Raw genomic sequence first — 22,627 nt, 5'->3', positions numbered from 1 at the left:
GCGGACCTCCTGGGACCAGGGCCCGATGTGCCGGCCGGACCGCGAGACTAGCGTTCCCGGTGTGCTGAAGACGAGACCCGCGATACCGCAGATCCCCGCCGTGATCCCCGCGCCCCCGGCCACCCCTCATGCTGAGGGAGTGAGCAACGACGAGTTCCGGGAAGCCATGTCCCGGCTGGCGGCGGGCGTGGTGCTGGTCACCGCACGCGAGGAGCCCCTGTCCGCGACCGGCCCCAGCGGCGAGGACGTCGGCATGACGGCGACCGCCTTCATGTCGGTGTCCCTGGACCCGCCGCTGGTCCTGGTGAGCCTGCGCGAGGGCTCCCGGATGGACGACCTGCTGGCCGAGCAGCCGCTGTGGGGCGTCTCCGTACTCGCCGAGAACCAGCGCCAGGTGGCGAGCCGGTTCGCGATGAAGGGCCGGATCAGCGACCGGCTGCTGTTCGAGGACGTGCCGCACCTGCGCGGCGAGGCCTCCGGCGCACTGCTGATGGGCGGCGCGCTCGCCACCCTGGAATGCCGCACCGAGAGCCGCGTCGAAGCGGGCGACCACACCCTGGTCATCGGGCGCGTGCTGACCGCCACCCTGCCGTCCTCGGGGGACCGCCCCCTCACCTACTTCCGGGGGCGCTACCGGAACCTGGGGGCGTGACCGGCGACCACCGCGGTCGCTCGGCTACCAGTCCCGGCCGGTGCGGCCCCGCTTGGTCTCGGCCCGCGCCTTCTTCTCGCGCAGCCGCCGCTCGTTGATCCCGCGCGGGATCTTCGTCGCCCGCCGCGCCTTCGGCGGCGGCGCCGTCGCCTCCGCGAGCAGCGAGGCCAGCCGGACCAGCGCCATCTCCCGGTTGCGCAGCTGCGAGCGGTGCTCGGAAGCCCGTACGGTCACCACCCCGTCCACCAGCCGGGAGGCGAGCCGCTCCAGCGCCCGCGCCTGCCACACCTCGGGCAGCGCCTTGGTGGCGCCGAGGTCGAAGAGCAGCTCCGCCCGGGAGTCGGAGGTGTTGACGTGCTGCCCCCCGGGCCCCGAGGAGCGCGAGAAGCGCCACGTGAGCTCGGCCTCGGGCAGCACGACCGAACCGCGGATGACATAGGGACCAGGCATGCCCCCTATGATCCGCCCCCGCCCACCGCCGCGTCACCCGCATTTCACAGCGGGTCCCGGAAGCTCGGCGGGTCCTGGAACTTCGGCGGGTCCTGGAACCTCGGCGGGTCCTGGAACCTCGGCGCCCCCTCCCGGCGTTATGACAGTCAGCGGTAACGTCACCAAGTCGGTCACCAAGGCGTCAGAGGACGTCGCACGGCGTCGCAGGGCGCCGGCAGCACAGAGGAAAGGGACATCCCCATGGCTGTAAGCCTGTCCAAGGGCGGCAACGTCTCGCTCAGCAAGGAGGCTCCCGGCCTCGCAGCCGTCACGGTCGGCCTCGGCTGGGACGTCCGCACCACGACCGGCGTCGACTTCGACCTCGACGCGTCCGCGATCGCGGTGAACCCGACGGGCAAGGTCGTCTCCGACGGCCACTTCGTCTTCTTCAACAACAAGTCCACCCCGGACCAGACCATCGTGCACACCGGTGACAACCGCACCGGCGAGGGCTCCGGCGACGACGAGTCCATCAAGGTCAACCTGGCGGGCCTCCCGGCCGACGTGGACAAGATCGTCTTCCCGGTCTCCATCTACGACGCCGACGCCCGCGGCCAGAACTTCGGCCAGGTCCGCAACGCGTACATCCGCGTCGTGAACCAGGCCGGCGGCGCCGAGATCGCCCGCTACGACCTCTCCGAGGACGCCGCCACCGAGACCGCGATGGTCTTCGGCGAGCTGTACCGCAACGGCGCGGAGTGGAAGTTCCGCGCGGTCGGCCAGGGCTACGCCTCGGGCCTGACGGGCATCGCCCAGGACTTCGGCGTCAACGTCTAGTCCCCCGCACCAGTCCGGGACCCGTCCGTCCCGGCCTCCCCACCAAGGCCCCCCGAGCCCGTCCGCCCGGGGGGCCTCGGCACGCCCGAATCCAGCCCGCACCCGTGCCCCAGGCCGGCCAACTCCAGCCCGCCCGGCGCTTGAGGGCCCGCACCCGGCACCCAGGCCGGGGCAAATCCAGCCCGCCCGGCGCTTGAGGGCCCGCACCCGGCACCCAGGCCGGGGCAAATCCAGCCTGCCCGGCGTTTGAGGGCCCGCCGGAGGCCCCACGACCCGCGGCCGGGACCAGGGGGCCGGGCCAACTCCAGCCTGCCCGGCGCTTGAGGGCCCGCCGGAGGCCCCACGACCCGCGGCCGGCACCCGGCACCCGGCACCCGGCACCCAGTGGGCATCCGCACCCGGGACCAGGACGGGCTACCGTCACCCGGTGATCCTCGAACCCCTCGCCCCCGTCGACGGCGCCCTCCCCGGCCCGGTCCTCACCGAGGTCGCCGCCCTCTACGCGACGAACCGCGCCTTCTTCGAACTCAGCGGGGACTTCCCCGACCCGGCCCGCATCACCGTCGAGCAGGTCGCGGCCGCGCTCGCCGACGAACTCGCCCGGGACGGCGCCCAGGTGCTGCTGGCCCGTTCGGCGGGCCGCCTGGTCGGCCTGGCCGCCACCCTCGACCGGCACCCCGACCCGGCCTCCGGCGACCCGGACCCCTGGATCGGCCTGCTGCTGATCGACGCGACCGCCCACCGCGCCGGGTACGGCCGTACGCTCGCCACCCTCGTCGAAGACCGGTTCCGCGCCGCGGGACGGGACGGCGTACGCCTGGCGGTCCTCGACGCCAACCCGTCCGCGCTCGCCTTCTGGACCGGCCGGGGCTACACCGAACTGCGCCGGGCCCCGGACCTCGAACACGGCCGCCCCTGCACGGTCCTGCGCAAACCGCTCACCCTCACCGCACCGCGCTGACCCCGGGCCGCGGCACGGCGGCCTTCCCGTCATCCACGGTGGGCTTGTCCTTCCCGTACAGCCACACGTCCCAGACATCGCTCAGGTCGTGCCCGGTCGACTTCTCGGCGAAGGCGGTGAAGTCGCCCGTACCGGCGTTCCCGTGCCGGTGCTCGGCCGCCCAGCCGCGCACCAGCGCGAAGAAGGCCGGGTCCCCGACCTCCTGACGGATCCGGTGCAGGACCATCGCGCCCCGGTAGTACACGGGGTCGGCCGAGATGTGCTCGGGCCCCGGCGGCTCGGCGGGCGGGAAGTCCCCCCACGGCCGGTCGGCGTCCGGATCGACCTTGGTGTCACCCTCCACGAACGCGGTGAACCGGGCCTGCGCGCTCGGTCCGCCGTGGTCCTCGGACCACAGCCACTCCGCGTAGGTCGCGAAGCCCTCGTTGAGCCACATGTCCTTCCACGCCTTCGGCGACACCGAGTTCCCGAACCACTGGTGCGCCAGCTCGTGCAGCACCAGCACCTCGCTCGGCGCACCGGCGAACACCGGCCGGGTCTGCGTCTCCAGCGCGTAGCCCAGCGTGCCGTGCCGCTCGACGATCGCCCCGGTGGTGCTGAAGGGGTACGGCCCGAACTTCGCGCTGCCCCACTCGACCATCTCGGGCAGCCGCGCGAGCGGGGCGGCGCTGGCGGCCGCCTCCTCCGGCGCGACGGCTTCGTACACGGGGATCCCCGAGGGGGTCTTCCCCGTCGTGATCTTGTACTTGCCGATGGCGGCCACCGCCAGGTAGCTCGCCATCGGCTGGTCGCCGTGCCACGCGAAGACCGTCCGCCCCGCCGCGTCGTCGTCCGTACGGGAACGCAACTCCCCGTTGGACACCGCCTCGTACCCCTTCGGCACGGTGAGCGTGATGTCGTAGGTCGCCTTGTCGCTCGGATGGTGATTGCCCGGGAACCAGGCCATCGACCCGACCGGCTCGCCCACCCCCACCGCGCCGTCGGCCGTGGGGATCCAGCCCTCCTTGGAATCGTCCACGTCGTGGATGACCTTCGGCGTGCCCGAATAGCTCACCTGCGTACGGAAGACCGCGCCCTTCGCCAGATCCTCGGCGGGGCGCACCGTCAGCTCGTTCCCGGTCCGGTTGAACCGGGCCCCGGCGCCGTCGACGGTGACGCCCTTCACGTCGAGCCCGGCCAGGTCGAGGTTGAAGGAACTCAGCCCCTGGGTGGCCCGCGCGGTGATGACGGCGGTCCCCGTCAGATGCCGCCGCCCCGGCTCGTAGGCGATCCCGAGGTCGTAGTGCTGTACGTCGTAACCGCCGTTGCCCGCCTTGGGAAACAGCGGATCCCGCAGCCCCGAAGACCCCGGCATGCCCTCGACGGGCCCGCCCGTACACCCGGAGAGCAGGCCGATGAGCAGGGCGAGGACGGTCGCCACGGCGGGGGCGGGAGGCAGGGCGCGGTGATCCACGCTCCGATAGTAGGGGTGTCCTACATATCGGACGTGTCGGACGCTCCTTCGTGTTACTTCAGGAGGGAGTCCGCGCCCGCCTTGGCGTACTTCTCGTCCAGGTCACCGCTCGGCGCACCGGCCACACCGATGCCCGCGACCGGGGCGCCCTTGGCCTGAACGGGCGTACCGCCGCCGAGGAAGAGGGTGCCCGGGATGTCCTTGAGGTTCGGGGTCTGGGCGAGACGGCCCGCGAGGACGGAGGTCGGGGCGTTCCAGGACACGGCGGTGTACGCCTTGCGCTGCGCCGACTCGTAGGACTGCGGGCCCGCGCCGTCACCGCGCAGGGTCACGATGGTGTTGCCGTTGCGGTCTACCACCGCGACCGTCACCTTCTGGTTCTCCTTCTCGGCGGCCTGCAGCGCGACCTCCGCGGCGCGGGTGGCGGCGTCGATGGTGAGGTGGGTGGAGGTGGTGAAGTTCTTGTCGCTCGCGTCCTTCGCCACGGTGGCGGGCGCGGCGCTCGCGGTGACGGCCCCGAAGGTCCCCGCGCCGAGGGCTACGGCGAGGGCGGCACCGGTGAGGACACGGGTACGGGTGTTCATGGCTGCTCCTGGGGTTCAGGGGCCGGGGTTCCGGCCACCCCCACATCGTGTCCCGGGCCCCCGCCCCGCCGGATCCCCGCACCGGCTCGCCCGCGCGCCCGCACCGGATGACCCGGGGGTCAACCGATCGGCCGATGCGGAGGCCGCCCGGAGGGGCCACGGTTGTCTCCGGGGCTCAGCCCCGCGGGGCCTCCGGCGGGCCCTCAAACGCCGGGCAGGCTGACTTTCCGGCCCCGCCGGACAAACCCAGCCCCGCCGGCGTTTGAGGCGCGGGTCCGGGCAGAGCCCGGGAGCCACCCCAGCCCCGCCGGCGATTGAGGCGCGGGTCCGGGCGGAGCCCGGTTTCGCGAGGGGGCGGCCCCGCGCAGCGGCACGCACCCCGGCCGGGCACGATGGACGGGCACCGGCCCACCGGCCACCCACCCACCCACTCCGGAGGAGGAAACCCCGTGCCCCCACCCAGCCGCACGCTCACCACCGTCGTCCACACCGCCTTCTTCCTCCTCCTCGGCTCCTCCGTGGCCCGCTTCCTCCTCCGCCACCCCGGCGAACCCCGCACCCCGTGGATCATCGCCCTGAGCATCACCCTGGCCCTGCTGTACGTCCTCGGCCCGACGACCGCCAAGGCCACCGCCAGGGCAACGGCAACGGCCACCGCCGACGGCCCCACCCCCCGCCACCTCGTCTGGCTCGCCCTGGTCGTCACCACCTGGGTGGTCCTCGTCGTCCTCGCCCCCAGCTTCGCCTGGTGCGCCGTGCCGCTCTTCTACACCGCCCTGCGCACCCTCCCGCCCCGCGCCGCCGTCGTCCTCGTCGCCCTGCTCACCGCCTTCGTCGTCGCCGCCCAGCTCAAGCTCTCCGCCGCCTTCGACCCGAACCTGCTGCTGGCCCCGCCCGCCGTCGCCGCCCTCGCGACCGCCGTGTTCGTCCACATGGAGCGCCAGACCCAGGCCCAGCGCACCCTCATCGACGACCTCATCCGCACCCGCCGGGAACTGGCCGCCACCGAACGCCGCGAAGGCACCCTCGCCGAGCGCCAGCGCCTGTCGATGGAGATCCACGACACCCTCGCCCAGAACCTCTCCAGCCAGCAGATGCTGCTCCAGGCCGCCGAGCGGACCTGGGACGCGGACCCGGCCACCGCGCGGGCGCACGTCCGTACCGCCACCGGCATCGCGGCCCGCGGCCTGGCCGAGGCGCGCCGCCTGGTGCACGACCTGGCCCCCTCCGAACTCGCCGACGGCGTCCCGCTCGCCGACGCCCTGCGGGGACTGGACGCCGGTCCGGAGGTCACCGTCCGCTTCCACCTGGAGGGCGCCCCGGTCCCGCTCCCGGCCCGGACCCAGTCCGCGCTGCTGCGCATCGCCCAGGGCGCCCTCGCCAACGTCCGCGAGCACGCCGGCGCCCGCACCGCGGCCCTGACCCTCAGCTTCCTCGGCGACCAGGTGGTCCTGGACATCGCGGACGACGGCCGCGGCTTCACCGCGCCCCCGGCGGGTCCGGGGGCACCCGACCGCGGCCACGGCCTGCCCGCGATGCGCGCCCGGGTCCGCCAGCTGGGCGGCACCCTGACCGTCGAGTCCACCCCTTCGGAGGGCACGGTCCTGTCCGCCGCGCTCCCCCTGCCCCCCTCCTCCCCCACCCCCCTGGAGCCACCCCGATGACCCCGCCGACCCCCACCCCTCCCACCACGATCCTGCTCTGCGACGACCACCTGGTCGTCCGGGCCGGCCTGCTCGCCCTCCTCGGCAGCGAGCCGGACATCGAGGTGGTCGGCGAGGCGGGCAGCGGCGAGGAAGCGGTGGCCCTGGCGGCCGCGCTGCGGCCCGACGTCGTCCTGATGGACCTCCAGCTCGGCGAGGGCATCGACGGGATCGAGGCCACCCGCCGCATCGCCGCGCTCCCGGGGCCACCCGCCCCGCCGCACGTCCTGGTGCTGACGACGTACGACACGGACGCCGACATCACGCGCGCCATCGGCGCGGGCGCCACCGGGTACCTGCTGAAGGCGGAGCGGCCCGAGGAACTCTTCGCCGCCATCCACTCCGCCGCCCAGGGCCGCACCACGCTCTCCCCGCCGGTGGCCAGCCGGGTGATGGCCCACATGCGCGGTACGAAGCCCACCCTGACGGAGCGTGAACTGGACATCCTGGGTCAGCTCGCCCGTGGCCTGGGCAACCGGGACATCGCCCGCGCCCTGTTCATCAGCGAGGCCACCGTCAAGACCCACCTGGGCCGGATCTACGACAAGCTCGGCGTCGACACGCGCACGGGCGCCGTCTCGGTGGCCAAGGAGCAGCGCCTCCTGCCGTCCTGACCCGGCCCGGACCCGCCCGTACGCCCGTACGCCCGTACGCCGGCGAGGCTGGAACGGCCCCCGGGCTCTGCCCGGACCCGCGCCTCAAACGCCGGCGAGGCTGAGTTGGCCCGCAGGGCCGCGGTGGCCCAGGCCCGGGCACATTCAGCCTGCCCGGCGTTTGAGGGCCCGCCGGAGGCCCCGCGGCCCGCGGCCGGAAGACCAGCCCACCCACTCCACCGCCGAATTCCGGACAGTCACGCCCCCTCTTCGGACAACCACACCCCGCCCCGCGTCACACCCCTGTCCCCTCCGCACCCTCCGCTGGCACGCTCCGCTCACGCGTCCACACCCCGGCCGCCGCCGCCAGCGAAGGAGCCCGAGTGACCCACCACGCGTCCTCCCCCCGCACCCTCGTCCGTCTCGCCACCGCCACCACCGCGGTGCTCGCCGCCACCCTCGCGACCCTCGCCGCCCCGGCGAGCGCGACGACCACCGCACAGAACGCCTCCGCGCAGGCCCCCTCCGCGCGGCTCACCGCCGAGCAGCTCACGGCCCGCCCCGGTGCCACCGTCACCGACCCCGACGGCACCACCCACACCCACTACGACCGGACCATCGGCGGCATCCCCGTCCTGGGCGGCGACCTGATCGTCCACCAGCGCCCCGACGGCACCCGTACGACCACCGACTCCACCACCCCGGCCGCCCTGAGAGCCGCCGCCGCGGCCCCCGTGGGAGCCGCGGCCCCCGCCGGAGCCGCCCCGGCCACCGCCCACGGACCCGGCCCCGGCGCCCGCCGGATCATCTGGGCCGCGACCGGCACCCCCGCCCCCGCCTGGGACACCGTCACCCGCACCCCCCGGCCCGACGGCACCCCGAGCGAACTGCACACGGTGACCGACGCCCGTACCGGCGCCGTGCTCGGCTCGTACGACACCGTCCACGCGGGCACCGGCAACAGCCAGTACGCGGGCACGGTCACCCTGGGCACCAACCCCAGCGGCTCCCTCTTCCAGCTCCGCGACCTCCCCCGCGGCGACCAGCGCACCCTCGACGCCATGAACCAGACCACCGGCGGGGTCCTCTTCACCGACGCCGACGACGTCTGGGGCAACGGCGGACCCACCAGCCGCCAGACCGCCGGCGTGGACGTCCACTACGGCACCGCCGTCACCTGGGACTTCTACCGGGGCGTCCTCGGCCGCAACGGCATCCGCGGCGACGGCCGCGGCGTCGTCTCCCGCGTCCACTACGGCAACAACCTCGACAACGCCTTCTGGGACGACAGCTGCGGCTGCGTGAGCTACGGCGACGGCGCCGCGGGCAGCGGAAAGCCGCCCACCTCCCTCGACATCGTCGGCCACGAACTCGCCCACGGCCTGACCGCCGCCACCGCCGGACTCCTCTCCTCCGGCGAGTCCGGCGGACTCAACGAAGGCACCTCCGACATCCTCGGCACCGCCGGGGAGTTCTTCGCGAACAACCCCGCCGACCCCGGCGACTACCTCATCGGCGAACGCGTCTACAAGGGCGCCCTGCGCACCATGGACCGCCCGAGCAGCGACGGCTCCTCACGCGACTACTGGTCCAGCGACATCGGCAACCTCAACGCCTACGCCGCCTCCGGCCCCGCCCGGCACTTCTTCTACCTCCTCTCGGAGGGCAGCGGCCGCAAGGTGATCAACGGAATCACCTACGACTCCCCCACCTACGACGGCTCCAAGCTCCTCGGCATCTCGCGCGAGAAGGCCGTCCGCATCTGGTACCGGGCCCTGACCGTCTACATGACCTCGACCTCGAACTACTCCCGCGCCCGCGTCGCCACCCTCCAGGCCGCCACCGACCTCTACGGCGCCACCAGCCCCGAGCGCCTGGCCGTCGCCGCCACCTGGAACGCGGTCAACGTCCACTGACCCCCACGTCGTCCAAGCCCGCACTGGTGCCGCGCGGCCGGAGCAGCGAATCGAACGCCCCTCCGGCCGCACGACGCCCCCACCCGTGACACCATCGACTACGTGCTCGACATCGGCTACTCCCTCTCCCGGCGCTTCCCGGACCCCCCGCAGACCGACTACCGCTCGGCGGACGTCCGCTCCCTGCGCCACGACCTGTTCTGCGGCGACGTCTACCTCGCCGACACCAACGCGGACCGGGAAGTATCCACAGCCTGGGGATGGGTCCCCGTCCTCGACTTCGCCTGGGCCCTGTGCGACATCGTCGAACAGCTCGACCAGGACCCCCGCGGCAGCCGCGCGGCGAACCGCCAGTACGCCGAACTCGACTTCACCGAGTCCTCGGACCGCATGCTCTTCGAACGCCGCTTCGGCTGGGTCGACGTCGAAGCCGACTGGATGGACCCCGAGGAGCCCCCGCTCACCTTCAGCCACCGCCTGCTGCGCCGCGAGGCCCGCGACTTCCTCCACGACGTGATCGCGGACCTCACCGACATGCACGACGGACTGGCCGACAACCCGACCATCTGGACCCTCCAGACCCGCTTCCCCCGCGTCCCCGCGTAAGAGCACGGGAAGGCACCGGAAGCACCTCCCCTACGCCTCCACGCGCAGCCCCACCTGCGCCGCCAGCGCCGGAGCCAGGTCCAGCAGCTGCGGCGGGCTGATCACCGCACCCGCCAGGGACTCCACCCCCCGCGCGATGTCCAGCTCGACCGCACCCCGCAGGTCCACGTCCGTCATCCGCGCCCCGCCGAAATCCACCCCGCGCAGCGCACAGTCCCGGAACTCCACCCGCTCCAGCACCGCACCCGCGAAATCCGCCTCCACCAGGACGCAGCCCTCGAAGACCACGTCCTTGAGCCGGGCCTTCCGCAGGTTCAGGTAATCGATCTTGCCGCCGCGGACCAGCACCCGCTCCAGCACCGCCCCGTGCAACTGCACCCCGCCGAGCCGGGCATCACGCAGCTCCACATCGCGCAGCGAAGCCTCCGCCAGATCGGTGCCCACCCCGCGCACCCCCTCCAGCACCACGTCCATGAACCGCGCCCGCGCCAGCCCCGTCTCGTCCAGCGAGCAGCGCCGCAGCGCGCAGTCCATGAACCGCGCCCCGCCCCCCTCCTGCCCGCCCAGATCCAGGTCCGCGAACTCCAGCCCGTCGTAATCCCCGTCCGGCTCCAGCTCCGCGTCCCCGAAGGGCCGCAACTCCGGCAACCGCACCTCTGCCCGCCGCACAGCCTTCACTTTTCGCGCCATACGTCCATCCTGGCGCAGGCCACTGACAGTCACCCCGAAGCGGGCGCCGAAGCGGGCGCCGCCCCGCCGCCCAGCTCCGCGAGCGCCCCGTCCGTCAGCCGGAACACCGTCCACTCGTCCTGCGCCACCGCGTCCAGCGACTCGTAGAACTTGATGGCCGGCTCGTTCCAGTTCAGCACCCACCACTCCAGGCGCTCGTAACCCCGCTCGCGGCACAGCCCCGCCAACTCCCTCAGCAACGCCTTCCCGTACCCGCCACCGCGGTGCTCCGGACGGACGTACAGGTCCTCCAGGTAGATCCCGTGCACCCCGCGCCACGTCGAGAAGTTCAGGAACCACAGGGCGAACCCCGCCACCTCGCCCTCCTCGGTCTCCGCGATGTGCGCGAACACCGCCGGACGCTCCCCGAACAGGGCCTCCCGCAGCTGCTCCTCCGTGGCCCGCACCTCGTGCAAGGCCTTCTCGTACTCGGCGAGTTCACGGACCATCGCATGAATCGCGGGGACATCGGCTTCAGTCGCTGTACGGATCATGCCCGCAGCCTAGGGGGTGTCTTGCGGATCACGCCGGGCTCCCGGCGCCCGGCACCGCGCCCCGCCCGCACCGCCCGCCCTCACCGCCCGAGCAGCAGCCGCGCCACCTCCGCCTGCTCCTCCCCCATCGCCGCCTCCCCGTCCTCCACGTCCCACACCGCGTTCTGCAGCACCCGCCCCAGCGTCCACGCCCGCGCCCGCTCGCGGTCCAGCCCCAGCTCCCCCGCCAGCAACTCGAACCGCCACACCACCTCATCGGCGCGGAACCGGTTCACGATCGCCGGAAGCAGCTCGAACCCCGGATCCCCGGACAGCGGCTTCGGATCGATCGCCAGCCACTCCCCCCGCCCCGCCCCGGCCCAGGCCCTGGCCCCGCCACCGGCACCGCCGTCCGCACCCAGCACGTTCCCGAAGTGCAGGTCCCAGTGCAGCAACCGGTCCCCCGGCTCCCCCGCCACCTCCGCCAGCGCCGCCGCACAATCCCGCAGCAACCCCCGCTCCCCCGCGTCCGCCAGCCGCCCCACCGCCCCCGGCGCCCGCTCCAGCAGCCCGCCCGCGATCTCGCCCAGCCCCCGCAACCCCACCGGAGCCGGAACCTCCGTCAACCGCCCCAGCAACCCCGCGATCACCCGCACCGCACCCCGCGCGTCCCCTCCGCCGCCCCGAGCACCGACAACGGCCTGCCCTCGTCGAGCCGCTCCAGCAACAGCGCCCCGGACCCCGCGTCGTGCTCCAGCAGACGCACGCACCCGCGCCCGTCCCAGGCGCGCAACGCGAGCGCCTCCCCCGCGTTCTCCTCGTCCGGCAGGACCAGCTTCAGCACCGCCGCAGTCCCGTCCGCCCGCACCACCGGCAGCACCAAGGCCGTCACCCCGTGCATCCCCGGACCCGTACGCCGCAGCTCCCACCGCTCCAGGAACCGCGCCGCCAGCCCCGGCAGCGCGTCCAGGAACGCCCGCCCCCGCGCCCCGTTGAACTCCAGCTGCCCCGCGGCCAGTCCGTCCGGAATGTCGACCATGCGCCGACGATAACGGCCACCAGCCGCAAGGCACCGGCCCTGGACACCTGTGCGGAACGCGGTGTACCACTCCCCCATGACCAGCGCGACGATCAACGGCGGCATCTCCTTCTGGTACGCGACGGAGGGCACCCCGCCACCCCGCGAACCCCTCACCGCCGACGCCACGGCCGACGTCGTCATCGTCGGCGGCGGCTACACCGGCCTCTGGACCGCCTACTACCTCAAGCAGGCCGCCCCCTTCCTCCGGATCACCGTCCTGGAGCAGAAGTTCTGCGGCTACGGCGCCTCCGGACGCAACGGAGGCTGGCTCTACAACGGCATCGCCGGCCGCGACCGGTACGCCACACTCCACGGCCACGAGGCCGCCGTACGCCTCCAGAAGGCCATGACCGACACCGTCACCGAGGTCATCGACACCGCGGCCAAGGAAGGCATCGACGCCGACGTCCACCACGGCGGCGTCCTCGAAGTCGCCCGCAGCCCCGCCCAGCTCGCCCGCCTCAAGGCCTTCCACGCCGCCGAAACCGCCTTCGGCGAGACCGACCGCGTCCTGCTCGGCGCCCGCGAGACCCGCGCCCGCGTCGACATCGCCGACGCCGTCGGCGGCACCTGGAGCCCGCACGGCGCCCGCATCCACCCCGCCAAGCTCGTCACCGGCCTCGCCGACGCCTGCGAACGCCTCGGCGTGACCATCCACGAGTCCACCCCGGTCACCGCCATCGCCCCCAAGCAGGCCGTCACCCCGTACGGAACCGTCCGCGCCCCCTACGTCCTGCGCTGCACCGAAGGCTTCACCGCCTCCCTCAAGGGCCAGAAGCGCTCCTGGCTCCCGATGAACTCCTCGATGATCGTGACCGCCCCGCTGCCCGCCGCCACCTGGGACTCCCTCGGCTGGACCGACCGCGCCACCCTCGGCGACATGGCCCACGCCTACATGTACGCCCAGCGCACCGCCGACGACCGCATCGCCATCGGCGGCCGCGGGGTCCCGTACCGCTACGGCTCCCGCACCGACAACGACGGCCGCACCCAGCCCGCCACCATCGAGGCCCTCACCGCCCTCCTCACGTCCTTCTTCCCCCAGCTCACCGGCACCCCGATCACCCACGCCTGGTCCGGCGTCCTCGGCGTCCCCCGCGACTGGTGCGCCTCCGTCACCCTCGACCGCACCACCGGCCTGGGCTGGGCCGGCGGCTACGTCGGCTCGGGCGTCGCCACCGCCAACCTCGCCGCGCGCACCCTGTGCGACCTGGTCCAGCAGGACTCCGGCCAGTCCGGCCCCACCGCCCTGACCACCCTCCCCTGGGTCAACCACCGCGTCCGCCGCTGGGAACCGGAACCCTTCCGCTGGCTCGGCGTCCAGGCCCTCTACGCCGCCTACCGCGAAGCGGACCGCCACGAAACCGCCACCCACACGGCGACCACGACCCCCCTGGCCCGCCTGGCCGACCGCATCTCAGGCCGCCACTGACCCACACAAAAGGCCCACGCAAAAGGCCCCGGGCAACCGCCCGGGGCCTTCCGCTTTCGTTCGAATCCCCTCGGCCAGCAAGCCTCTGACCTGGGATGGGGCCCCCTGTCGGATTCGAACCGACGACCTTTCCATTACAAGTGGAGTGCTCTGGCCGGACTGAGCTAAGGGGGCACCTGTGACACTGCACAGCGCACAGAATCGCCTTCACTCTACACAGCAGCCAGACACCGCCGCGAAGAACTTTCCGACCCCCGCAACCCCTCGCCCGCCAGTTCGTTCTACGTACTGGAGTGCACGTCCGACTATCGGACCGTAGGGATGGGAGGGTTCGTGGCCGAAGCCGCGGAGCAGAAGGAGCGCCTCACAGGCGCCGAGGCCAAGCGCCTCAAGCGCAAGGTTCTGGGCATCCCGGACCAGCGCAAGCACCAGCAGCGTGCCGCGAAGCCGCTCACGAGCCCGATGCGAGAGGAGGTCAGCGCGTGGAACGTAACAAGCGTGGCAAGCGTCTGCGCGTCCTCGCCGACCCGTTCACCGTGGCAGCCCCGACCGGCGCCCGAATCCGGGACCGGCTGCACGCCACCAGCCGGGATACCGAAGTCCTGACGCTGGTCGGCCGACACCTGGGTGGCCTCCAGAGGGCCGACCTCGCCCGTCGGGTGGAAATCGGCAAGGTTCCGGTTAAGGAAAACCAGCGAGCCGCCCGTAAGAAGACGCTCACGAAGGCGTCGTCCTCGCGGTGGGCCGGGGCCATGACCCGGGTGAGCGAGGATCAGTACCAACTGTCGTTGCGCTGCCTGTATGACGACCTATCCGGTCTGCGCCGGGCTGTCCGGAAGATCGGCAAGCGTCTCGTGGTGCCGTGCGGGCAGCGTGAGGGCAAGGTCCGTGGCTACAAGGACCAGGCCGAGCGGGCTCAGAAGCAGCGCCGCCTGCGGGTCCTCGTGGCCCGGATGGCAGTGGTCGAGCAGCGGATCAGCGAGGGCCGCCCGAGCATCGTGGTTGGCGGGCGCCGCCTGGCGAAGGTCCGGCACAACTTGGAGGACGCCCAGCTCACCGAGCAGCAGTGGCGTGAACGTTGGGATGCAGCCCGCCTGTTCCTCACCGCCGATGGCGAATCGGGGGCGCCGCACGGCAACTACACGATCTGCGTGGACCCGAACGACGGTTGGGTGATGCTCGTGCTGCCCGAACCCCTCAGGCACTTGGCCAACGCCCCCCGCGGCCGGTACCGGCTGGCCTGCACCGTGTCTTTCTCCCACCGCCGCGAAGAGTGGCTCGATCGTGTAACCGCGAACCGCGCTGTGCGGTACGACATCACCTACGACCCGGCCCGTGGCCGCTGGTACCTCGATGCATCGTGGTCCACCGGCGAAGTCGCACTGCCCACCCCGAAGGAGATCCACGGCTTCGGTGAACGCCTGGTCGGTGTCGATCTCAACGCCGACCACCTGGCCGCCTACGTCCTCGACCCGCACGGAAACCCTGTCGGCCAGCCGGTGACGATCCCCCTCCACCTCACTGGACCGACGTCCCAGCGGGACGGTCGGCTCCAAGAAGCGATCAGCCGTCTGCTCGACCTCGCCCGAGAGCACCAGTGCGCGGGCATCGCGATCGAGAACCTGGGTTTCGCTCACGCCCGATCGACCGGCCGCGAAACGATGGGCCGAGGCCGACGTGGCAAGACCTTCCGCCGAACCGTCGCGGGCATCCCTACCGCGAGGTTCCGCGACCGGTTGTCCGGGATGGCTTTCCACGCTGGCCTCGTCGTGATCGCCGTCGATCCCGCGTACACCAGCGTCTGGGGCGAACGGTACTGGAAGGCTCCACTCCAGCGGCAGAACAGCAAGACCACCGTCACACGGCATCATGGTGCCGCAGTGGCCATCGGCAGGCGCGGCCTGGGACACAGGGCTCGGCGTCGGCCAGGTGTGACCTCCGCTCACCAGAGGATGAGTGCGGGGAAAGCTACCGGCCAGGCCGTATCCGCCCCCAGGCCACGCGGGACCGCGAGTCCACCCAGGACAGCGAGCGCAGCCCAACCGGGCGGTAAGACTCGACCGTGCCAAAGTGACCAGCTCACGCTGTTCCCGACCCCGAAGACCGTTCGCGGGGCTACCGGATCACCGATCCGGTTTGTCGTGATTCAGCCAACACTGGCCGAGCACGATAGGAACGGTCAGGTCGTAGACGGTCATGGGCGGGATCAAAGCAGTCGCCTCTGACAGCCGCCCCGGGCCATAAGTGAAGTCACGCGCTCCGGGGGCTGACAGGAGCGGACTCCGGCGGGTAGCGTCGGGCGGAGTCCAGCGACTGGACTAGACCTTCCTACACGGATCGTCCGGCACGTTCCTGCCGGTAGAAGGGATTCATCACCATGGCTTCTGTCACGTTCGACAAGGCGACCCGCATTTACACCGGGGGCGAAAAGCCCGCCGTCGACCAGCTCGAGCTGCACGTCGAGGACGGCGAGTTCCTCGTCCTCGTCGGACCGTCCGGCTGTGGCAAGTCCACCTCGCTGCGCATGCTCGCCGGCCTGGAGGACGTCAACGGCGGTGCCATCCGCATCGGCGACCGCGACGTCACGCACCTGCCGCCCAAGGACCGGGACATCGCGATGGTGTTCCAGAACTACGCGCTGTACCCGCACATGTCCGTCGCCGACAACATGGGCTTCGCGCTCAAGATCGCCGGTGTGGACAAGGCCACCATCCGCAAGAAGGTCGAAGAGGCCGCGGACATCCTGGACCTGCGCGCGTACCTCGACCGCAAGCCGAAGGCGCTCTCCGGCGGTCAGCGCCAGCGCGTCGCCATGGGCCGCGCGATCGTGCGCCAGCCGCAGGTGTTCCTCATGGACGAGCCGCTGTCCAACCTGGACGCCAAGCTCCGCGTCAGCACCCGTACGCAGATCGCGAGCCTCCAGCGCCGTCTGGGCATCACCACCGTGTACGTGACCCACGACCAGGTCGAGGCCATGACCATGGGCGACCGGGTGGCGGTGCTGAAGGACGGCCTGCTCCAGCAGGTGGACACCCCGCGCAACATGTACGACCGCCCGGCGAACCTCTTCGTCGCCGGTTTCATCGGCTCGCCCGCGATGAACCTGGTCGAGGTCCCGATCACCGACGGCGGCGTGACCTTCGGCGAGACCCTGGTCCCGATCGCCCGCGAGGCGCTCTCGGCGGCCGCGGATGCCGGTGACCGTACGGTGACGGTCGGCGTGCGTCCCGAGCACTTCGACATCGCCTCCGAGGGCGGCCTGGCCGTCACGGTCAACGTGGTCGAGGAGCTGGGCGCGGACGGCTACGTCTACGGCACGGCGACGATCGACGACAAGCCGCAGGACATCGTGGTCCGGGTCAACGGCCGTCAGGTGCCGGACAAGGGCTCGGTCCTGAACGTGGTGCCGCGCGCCGGTGAGGCCCACGTGTTCTCGACCTCGTCGGGCGAGCGCCTCGCCAACTGATCGACCGGTAAGGAGCGTTGGGCGCGCGTGGGCGCGCCCAACGCTCCTTTACCCCGGCAGACCCGTCCTTTTCGAGTGCCGTTCGTCAACGCCCCATTCGAAAAGCCACGTCGAACCGTCCCCCGACCGGGTGACTAAATGTCGCCAAATCTTCACCGAGCGCTACTCTCGCCCTCGTGACCCACTCTGCCCGCCGTATCGGCCGTTCCCTCGCCCTGGTCCTGCCCGTCGTCCTGGTCCTGTCCGGGACCCTCGCGGTCACCATGGTTCCCTGGGCCGACAGCACCCCGTCCCAGATCCTCACCGCGTCCTCCGAGAACGTGAACGTTCCCGCGAAGCCGCTCGCCGCACAGGACGTGCTGCGCGAGAAGCTGCTCGGCGAACTGCAGCAGGGCAAGGAGCCCGGTGTCGTCCTCACGCACCTCCAGCAGGAGGTGGACCGGCGGCCGTCGCTCGCCGACCACTGCGTGGGCATCGCCCGGGCGATCGGCCGGGCCGCGGTGGACGCGTACGGGCCCACGAAGGCCCAGTCGTTCGCGCGCCCGGTGTGCGACACGTCGTACGCCGCCGGTGTCGCCTCCTTCAGCTGACCCGGCCCGCGCCCGGCGGCCCCAGGGACCTTCCGGCCTCTAGGCTGCCCGCATGACGGACGCCCCCACAGCAACCGCAGCAACCGACTCCCCGCCCACCCAGCCCCAGCGTTCCGCGGCCGCGGACCCGGTCCCGTCCCCCCAGGCGCCCACCCAGGCGGTGGTCCTGGCGGGCGGCCAGGGTTCGCGGCTGCGCCCGTACACGGACGACCGGCCGAAGCCGATGGTGGAGATCCCGGGCACGGGGATGCCGATCATCGGGCACCAACTGGCCTGGCTGGCGGCCGAGGGCGTCACCGACGCGGTGATCTCCTGCGGGCACCTCGCCGGGGTCCTCCAGGACTGGCTGGCGGGGGCGGACCTGCCGCTGCGGGTGGCCACCGTCGTGGAGGACGAGCCGCTGGGCCGGGGCGGGGGCCTGAAGTTCGCCGCCGCGCACCTGCCGCATCCCGACGAGCCCTGGTACGCGACCAACGGGGACATCTGGACCCGGTTCTCGCTCCGGGAGATGGCGGCGTTCCACGCCGAGCGCGCGGCGGTCGCGACCCTCGCGCTGGCGCGGCCGCGGATCCCGTGGGGCGCGGTGGAGACCAATGAGTTCGGTCAGGTCCTGGACTTCATCGAGTCCCCGCCGTCGCCTTATCTGATCAACGCCGGCGTGTATGTGTTCGCGGCCGAATTCGCCGCGCTGCTGCCCGACTTGGGCGACCACGAGCGGACCACGTTCCCGCGGCTGGCCCGCGAGCGCCGCCTGGCGGGCTTCCCGCTGCCCCAGGGGGCCTACTGGCGGGCGATCGACACGGCGAAGGACCTGACCGAGGCCGCGCGCGAGCTGGCGGCTCACAGGCCCGTGTAGCGCCTCGCCCGCCATACGACATGTGACAGGGCCCGGTGCGCGTCACGCGCACCGGGCCCTGTCAGATCTGGAACGGCTGACCGGTCAGCCGCCCAGCAGCCCGCCCACCAGGCCCGGCTTCTTCGCCGGGGTGGACGAACCGCTGGTGCCGGCGGACGAGGACTTCTGCGGGGTGGACTGGCCCGTGGAGCCGCTCCGTTGGGGCTGGGTCGCACCGGCGCCGCGGGTCGCGGTCGGGGATCCGGTGCTGCCCGCGGTCGACTTGGACGGTGCGCCGGAGGCGGTGTGTCCGGGCTTGGCGCTCTCCGAGGCCTTCGCGGAGGGGGCGGCCGTCTTGGACGGCTGCTGCTTGGCGGGCTGCCGGGAGGTGGAGGGGTCCTGCGGCAGCGGGGAGCCGGGCAGGTAGTTGCTGGGGGCCTGGCCGGGGCCGGGGACGGTGACCACGGTGGAGGAGCGGACCGCGCCGCCGAGCAGGGAGCCGACGAGGAGGGTGAGTCCGCAGACGACGGTGGCCATCATCGCGCCGCGCCGCAGGACGCGCCGCCGCAGCCGCCAGATCTCGGAGCGCGGGCCCAGCGTGCGCCAGGCCTCGCCCGCGAGCCGCCCGTCCAGGGAGTAGACGGGGGCGCCCGCGATGATCAGCGGGCTCCAGGCGGCGAGGTAGATGATGTCGGGCGCGTCGTAGGCGGGGACGGTCTTCCAGCTGACGGTCATCAGCAGGGCCGCGGAGAGCAGCGCGCCGAAGCAGGCGGCGAAGCGCTGCCAGAGGCCGAAGACCGTGAGGACGCCGACGACGACCTGGAGGAAGGCGACGCTGAGGCCGGCGCCGACCGGGTGGGCGAGGGCGAAGTCGCGCAGCGGTTCGGCGAGCGCCCAGGGGTGCAGGGTGTGCAGCCAGGTGACCATGGAGCCGCGCTCGCCGCCGTCGAAGTAGACGGGGTCGCAGAGCTTGCCCATGCCGGCGTAGATGGAGATGAAGCCGAGGAAGACGCGCAGCGGGAGCAGGACGACGCCGAGGTTCATCCGGCGGCCGGGGTAGTACGAGGCCTGCCCGCGCGCGTCGGCGGCGCGCCGGGTGTCCTCGGCCGAGGCGGGACCGCCCGGACCACCCGGTCCGCCGACTCCGCCGCCGCTGTCGCCGTACTGCGGTGCGTACGGCAGGCCGCGTACGGGCGCCATCGCGCGGGTCTCGTCGGGGTCCCCGTAGCTGCGCTGGCCGATGACGGTCGGCGTGGCGAGGGTGTCGTCGGCGAGGTCCTGGGCGAGGTCGACGCGCGGGATGACCTGGGTGTCGCCGCCGTCGAACTCGTCGTGGCCGCGTCCCGCCTCCCGTACGGCCTGGAGCAGTCCGCCCATCGCGGCGGCGTCGCCGGGGGCGGACTTGCCGCTCCAGACGACGGGCGCGCGCCTGCGGCCGGCTCCGGCGGCGCCGACGACGGCGCCGGCGAGGGCGGGGGCACGGCCCGGGAGGGGGCCGTTCGCGGGGGGCTTGGGACGCGCGCTCGGGCTCGGAGCGAGCCGCACACGGAAGCTGGCGTGGTTGACGATGACCTGTGCGGGGTCGCACGGCACCTTGACCATGCTCAGCGCGGGCTGATCGTCGAACCCTGGCGTTCTGGTGTCCACACTCATCTAACCGAGTGATGAGTGTTTAGGACACTGCCTTGACAGCAGGGATGTGTCCGAGGCCCGTCAAGATCAAGCCATTCGGGGGGCCCGGGCGGGACCCGGCCGGGTGAAAGCGTTCACCCGGCCCGGTACCAAAGGGGACTGCTCAGGCGCGGCGGCGCGCGGTCTCGTACAGGACCACACCGGCGGCGACACCGGCGTTGAGCGACTCGGCGCCGCCCGGCATCGCGATGCGGACGAGGTAGTCGCAGGTCTCGCCGACGAGGCGGCCGAGGCCCTTGCCCTCGCTGCCGATGACGATGACGACGGGGCCGGCGAGCTGTTCGAGGTCGTCGACCGTGTGCGTGCCGTCGGCGGCGAGGCCGACGACGGTCAGGCCTTCCTTCTTGTACGCCTCCAGGGCGCGGGTCAGGTTGGTGACCCGGGCGACCGGGGTGCGGGCCGCGGTGCCGGCGGAGGACTTCCAGGCGCCGGCGGTCATGCTGGCGGCGCGACGCTCGGGGATGACCACGCCGTGGCCGCCGAAGGCGGAGACGGAGCGGATGATCGCGCCGAGGTTGCGCGGGTCGGTGACGCCGTCGAGGGCGACGATGAGGGGTTCCTCGCCGTTGTCGTAGGCGGCGGCGGTCAGCTCGTCCGGCAGGGCGTACTCGTACGGCGGGACCTGGAGGACCAGACCCTGGTGGTTGAGCCCGTTGGTCATGCGGTCCAGCTCGGGGCGCGGGGCTTCCATCAGGTTGATGTTGCCGCGCGCGGCGGCGAGCTGGAGGGCTTCGCGGACGCGCTCGTCGTTGTCGATGAACTGCTGGACGTAGAGGGTGGTGGCGGGCACGCCGTCGCGCAGGGCCTCGAAGACCGGGTTGCGGCCGACGACCATCTCGCTGGTGCCCTTGGGGCCGCCGCGGCGGGGGGCCGGGCGGCGCTTGGCCGCCTGGCGGGCCATGGCGCCGGCGATGCGGTTCGCCTTGTGCTTCTTGCGGTCCTCGGCCTTGGGCGTGGGGCCCTTGCCTTCCAGGCCCCTGCGCCGCTGGCCACCGCTGCCGACCGTCGCGCCCTTCTTGTTGGACGTGCGGCGGTTCCTGCGCTGGCTGTTCCCGGCCATGACCTATACCTGTTTCGTTTGTTCAGCAGTGTGTACGTATGAAGAGTGTGCCGCCCGGAGCGCCGGGCGGCACAACGAGCTGGGCTCAGCGGGGGCCGAGCGTCCAGCGGGGACCCGTCGGACCGTCCTCGATGACCAGGCCGGACTGCTGGAGCTGGTCGCGGATCGCGTCGGCGGTCGCCCAGTCCTTGCGGGCCCGCGCGGATTCGCGCTGCTCCAGGACGAGGCGGACGAGTGTGTCGACGGCGCCGTGCAGGTCCTCGCCGCGGTCGGTTTCCCCGGCCCAGTGCGGGTCGAGCGGGTCGAGTCCGAGGATGGCCAGCATGGCCCGTACCTCGGAGAGGCGGGCGATCGCGGCGTCCTTGTCGTCGGCGGCGAGCGCGCTGTTCCCTTGGCGGACGGTGGTGTGGATGATCGCGAGGGCCTGGGGGACGCCGAGGTCCTCGTCCATGGCCTCGGCGAAGGCGGGCGGCACCTCGGTGGCGGGCTCGACGTTCTTGCCGGCCTTCTCGATGACGCGCTGGATGAAGCCCTCGATGCGGGCGAAGCCGGATTCGGCCTCGCGCAGGGATTCCTCGCTGTATTCGATCATCGAGCGGTAGTGCGGGGTGCCGAGGTAGTAGCGCAGGACGATGGGGCGCCAGTGCTTGACCATCTCGGAGACGAGGACCGAGTTCCCGAGGGACTTCGACATCTTCTCGCCGGACATGGTGACCCAGGCGTTGTGCATCCAGTACTTCGCGAACTCGTCGCCGTAGGCCTTGGCCTGGGCGATCTCGTTCTCGTGGTGCGGGAAGATCAGGTCGAGGCCGCCGCCGTGGATGTCGAAGGCGCTGCCGAGGTACTTGTGGGCCATCGCCGAGCACTCCAGGTGCCAGCCGGGACGGCCGCGGCCCCACGGGGTCTCCCAGTCGGGCTCGCCCGGCTTGGTGGCCTTCCACATGGCGAAGTCGCGGGGGTCGCGCTTGCCGGTGATGCCGCTCTCGGCGGGCTGGCGCAGCTCGTCGATGTCCTGGTTGGACAGCTCCAGGTAGCCGGGGAAGGAGCGCACGTCGAAGTAGACGCTGCCGTCGGCCTCGTAGGCGTGACCGCGCTCGATCAGGCCGCGCATCATCTCGATCATCTCCGGCACGTGGCCGGTCGCGCGCGGCTCGTAGGTGGGCGGGAGGCAGCCCAGGGCGTCGTAGCCGTCGTTGAAGGCGCGCTCGTTCTCGTAGCCGATGGACCACCAGGGGCGGCCCTGGTCGGCCGCCTTCGAGATGATCTTGTCGTCGATGTCGGTGACGTTGCGGATGAAGGTGACGTCGAGGCCGCGGTAGGTGAGCCAGCGGCGCAGGATGTCGAAGTTGAGGTACGAGCGGACGTGCCCGATGTGCGGAGCCGCCTGCACGGTGGCACCACAGAGGTAGATCGAGACGCAGCCCGCGACGAGCGGAGTGAAGTCACGGATCTGCCGGGCGCTGGTGTCGTACAGGCGAAGAGTCACGGCATCCAGGGTAGTGCGCGTGCGGCAGTGCCCCGCGACCCTTTCGGGG

General features: G+C 72.4%; 20 protein-coding genes, 1 tRNA gene and 1 pseudogene. 12 read left to right on the top strand and 10 right to left on the bottom strand.

What is annotated here, in order from left to right:
* Nucleotides 1-61 precede the first annotated feature (61 nt).
* Complete coding sequence (locus OHS33_RS19930; RefSeq protein ID WP_330331760.1) at nt 62-652, top strand: flavin reductase family protein; 591 nt, start codon at nt 62-64, stop codon at nt 650-652.
* A gap of 24 nt (nt 653-676) precedes the next feature.
* Here the strand turns inward: OHS33_RS19930 and arfB are convergent, their stop codons facing one another.
* Nucleotides 677-1,102 carry an alternative ribosome rescue aminoacyl-tRNA hydrolase ArfB gene (gene arfB, locus OHS33_RS19925; RefSeq protein WP_330331759.1) on the bottom strand — a complete coding sequence of 142 codons (426 nt, stop codon included), beginning with the start codon at nt 1,100-1,102 and terminating at the stop codon, nt 677-679.
* A 240-nt stretch (nt 1,103-1,342) separates the two neighbouring features.
* Here arfB and OHS33_RS19920 point away from each other — a divergent pair, with 240 nt between their 5' ends.
* Together OHS33_RS19920 and OHS33_RS19915 are read left to right on the top strand one after the other, a co-directional pair.
* Nucleotides 1,343-1,918, top strand: a complete 576-nt coding sequence (locus tag OHS33_RS19920; RefSeq protein ID WP_330331758.1) for a TerD family protein — start codon at nt 1,343-1,345, stop codon at nt 1,916-1,918.
* A gap of 427 nt (nt 1,919-2,345) precedes the next feature.
* A complete protein-coding gene (locus tag OHS33_RS19915; RefSeq protein WP_330331757.1) occupies nt 2,346-2,879 on the top strand; it encodes a GNAT family N-acetyltransferase in 534 nt (177 codons plus the stop codon).
* On the opposite strand, the gene OHS33_RS19910 is transcribed toward OHS33_RS19915, so the two are convergent.
* Nucleotides 2,863-4,332, bottom strand: a complete 1,470-nt coding sequence (locus OHS33_RS19910; RefSeq protein WP_330331756.1) for a M1 family metallopeptidase — start codon at nt 4,330-4,332, stop codon at nt 2,863-2,865. The genes OHS33_RS19915 and OHS33_RS19910 overlap by 17 nt on opposite strands.
* A gap of 53 nt (nt 4,333-4,385) precedes the next feature.
* On the bottom strand, nt 4,386-4,916 hold the full coding sequence (locus tag OHS33_RS19905) for a GlcG/HbpS family heme-binding protein (RefSeq protein WP_330331755.1): 531 nt from the start codon (nt 4,914-4,916) through the stop codon (nt 4,386-4,388).
* 392 nt (nt 4,917-5,308) lie between these two features.
* On the opposite strand from OHS33_RS19905, the gene OHS33_RS19900 reads away from it, so the two are divergent.
* From OHS33_RS19900 to OHS33_RS19885, 4 genes are all read left to right on the top strand, one after another.
* On the top strand, nt 5,309-6,580 hold the full coding sequence (locus OHS33_RS19900; RefSeq protein ID WP_330331754.1) for a sensor histidine kinase: 1,272 nt from the start codon (nt 5,309-5,311) through the stop codon (nt 6,578-6,580).
* A complete protein-coding gene (locus OHS33_RS19895) occupies nt 6,577-7,233 on the top strand; it encodes a response regulator transcription factor (RefSeq protein ID WP_330331753.1) in 657 nt (218 codons plus the stop codon). Before OHS33_RS19900 ends, OHS33_RS19895 begins: the two co-directional genes overlap by 4 nt.
* A gap of 362 nt (nt 7,234-7,595) precedes the next feature.
* Complete coding sequence (locus tag OHS33_RS19890; RefSeq protein ID WP_330331752.1) at nt 7,596-9,128, top strand: M4 family metallopeptidase; 1,533 nt, start codon at nt 7,596-7,598, stop codon at nt 9,126-9,128.
* 102 nt (nt 9,129-9,230) lie between these two features.
* Complete coding sequence (locus OHS33_RS19885) at nt 9,231-9,734, top strand: hypothetical protein (RefSeq protein ID WP_330331751.1); 504 nt, start codon at nt 9,231-9,233, stop codon at nt 9,732-9,734.
* Nucleotides 9,735-9,764: 30 nt separating this feature from the next.
* On the opposite strand, the gene OHS33_RS19880 is transcribed toward OHS33_RS19885, so the two are convergent.
* The 3 genes and pseudogenes from OHS33_RS19880 to OHS33_RS19870 all read right to left on the bottom strand — a co-directional run bounded on the left by OHS33_RS19880 (nt 9,765) and on the right by OHS33_RS19870 (nt 11,975).
* Nucleotides 9,765-10,424: a pentapeptide repeat-containing protein gene (locus OHS33_RS19880; RefSeq protein WP_330331750.1), complete on the bottom strand. Its 660-nt coding sequence runs from the start codon at nt 10,422-10,424 to the stop codon at nt 9,765-9,767.
* A 29-nt stretch (nt 10,425-10,453) separates the two neighbouring features.
* On the bottom strand, nt 10,454-10,957 hold the full coding sequence (locus OHS33_RS19875; protein ID WP_330331749.1) for a GNAT family N-acetyltransferase: 504 nt from the start codon (nt 10,955-10,957) through the stop codon (nt 10,454-10,456).
* 80 nt (nt 10,958-11,037) lie between these two features.
* Nucleotides 11,038-11,975: pseudogene (locus OHS33_RS19870) on the bottom strand (aminoglycoside phosphotransferase family protein).
* 76 nt (nt 11,976-12,051) lie between these two features.
* On the opposite strand from OHS33_RS19870, the gene OHS33_RS19865 reads away from it, so the two are divergent.
* Nucleotides 12,052-13,449, top strand: a complete 1,398-nt coding sequence (locus OHS33_RS19865) for an NAD(P)/FAD-dependent oxidoreductase (protein WP_330331748.1) — start codon at nt 12,052-12,054, stop codon at nt 13,447-13,449.
* A gap of 96 nt (nt 13,450-13,545) precedes the next feature.
* On the opposite strand, the gene OHS33_RS19860 is transcribed toward OHS33_RS19865, so the two are convergent.
* Nucleotides 13,546-13,623, bottom strand: a tRNA-Thr gene (locus OHS33_RS19860).
* Nucleotides 13,624-13,931: 308 nt separating this feature from the next.
* Here OHS33_RS19860 and OHS33_RS19855 point away from each other — a divergent pair.
* The 4 genes from OHS33_RS19855 (at nt 13,932) to OHS33_RS19840 (ending at nt 18,361) form a co-directional block, all read left to right on the top strand.
* Complete coding sequence (locus tag OHS33_RS19855; protein ID WP_330331747.1) at nt 13,932-15,674, top strand: hypothetical protein; 1,743 nt, start codon at nt 13,932-13,934, stop codon at nt 15,672-15,674.
* Between the two features lie 152 nt (nt 15,675-15,826).
* Nucleotides 15,827-16,915 (top strand): ABC transporter ATP-binding protein, encoded by a 1,089-nt coding sequence (locus OHS33_RS19850; RefSeq protein ID WP_330331746.1) that lies wholly within the window; start codon nt 15,827-15,829, stop codon nt 16,913-16,915.
* A 176-nt stretch (nt 16,916-17,091) separates the two neighbouring features.
* Complete coding sequence (locus OHS33_RS19845; RefSeq protein ID WP_330331745.1) at nt 17,092-17,505, top strand: hypothetical protein; 414 nt, start codon at nt 17,092-17,094, stop codon at nt 17,503-17,505.
* A 52-nt stretch (nt 17,506-17,557) separates the two neighbouring features.
* Nucleotides 17,558-18,361 (top strand): nucleotidyltransferase family protein, encoded by an 804-nt coding sequence (locus OHS33_RS19840; RefSeq protein WP_330331744.1) that lies wholly within the window; start codon nt 17,558-17,560, stop codon nt 18,359-18,361.
* An 84-nt stretch (nt 18,362-18,445) separates the two neighbouring features.
* Here OHS33_RS19840 and OHS33_RS19835 read toward each other — a convergent pair whose 3' ends face one another.
* The 3 genes from OHS33_RS19835 to cysS form a co-directional block, all read right to left on the bottom strand.
* Entirely contained in the window at nt 18,446-19,993 is a 1,548-nt protein-coding gene (locus tag OHS33_RS19835) for a DoxX family protein (protein ID WP_330331743.1), read from the bottom strand.
* Between the two features lie 142 nt (nt 19,994-20,135).
* Nucleotides 20,136-21,092, bottom strand: coding sequence for a 23S rRNA (guanosine(2251)-2'-O)-methyltransferase RlmB (gene rlmB / locus OHS33_RS19830; RefSeq protein WP_330331742.1), 957 nt, complete (start codon nt 21,090-21,092; stop codon nt 20,136-20,138).
* Nucleotides 21,093-21,177: 85 nt separating this feature from the next.
* The gene (cysS, locus tag OHS33_RS19825) at nt 21,178-22,578 is read right to left on the bottom strand and encodes a cysteine--tRNA ligase (protein WP_330331741.1); all 1,401 of its coding nucleotides are present in this window, start codon (nt 22,576-22,578) and stop codon (nt 21,178-21,180) included.
* Between the last annotated feature and the right edge of the window lie 49 nt (nt 22,579-22,627).

The sequence above is a fragment of the Streptomyces sp. NBC_00536 genome (assembly GCF_036346295.1).
GTDB lineage: Bacteria > Actinomycetota > Actinomycetes > Streptomycetales > Streptomycetaceae > Streptomyces.
This window is presented reverse-complemented; position numbering and strand designations above follow the sequence as displayed.